Source organism: Micromonospora sp. ALFpr18c (assembly GCF_008868155.1).
GTDB lineage: Bacteria > Actinomycetota > Actinomycetes > Mycobacteriales > Micromonosporaceae > Micromonospora.
In genome coordinates, this window is sequence record NZ_WBKR01000519.1 from 1 (window position 1) to 376 (window position 376).

Annotated in this window: 1 protein-coding gene; it reads right to left on the minus strand. The window is 63.6% G+C overall.

The window, feature by feature from the left end:
* Positions 1–93: 93 nt before the first annotated feature.
* Positions 94–376: hypothetical protein (locus tag F8271_RS33705; protein ID WP_225854925.1), on the minus strand; the 283-nt coding region annotated here is incomplete at its 5' end.

The following is a 376-nucleotide window of genomic DNA, read 5'->3' on the forward strand; positions in this document are numbered from 1 at the left end:
ACAGTCACGACTAAAGCTCACATCCCACAAATCGACCAGTCGCTATCCATGGCGGACCTACCGAAAGGCCTCCAACCGGACGCAACGCATAGATCAGATCAATTCACTGCGAACCACCCTCTCACAGCCCGGCACGCTGCCATCAGCCACCCTCACCACCAACCCGCCGCGCCGAAACCCGCCCACGATCACCCACGTGCGGAATGCAGGGCTAGCCCGGAACAGGTCTCCGTCCACGTCGACCTGATTCCCTTCACCGGTGCACCACTCGCGCGTATCCGGGTCCTGCCTGACCGGCTGCAAAGTCACGACCAGGGAGTCTGCCGATCCGGTCCAAACCCGGTAGCACTCGCCACCGGGCGCGCGCCACACCGTC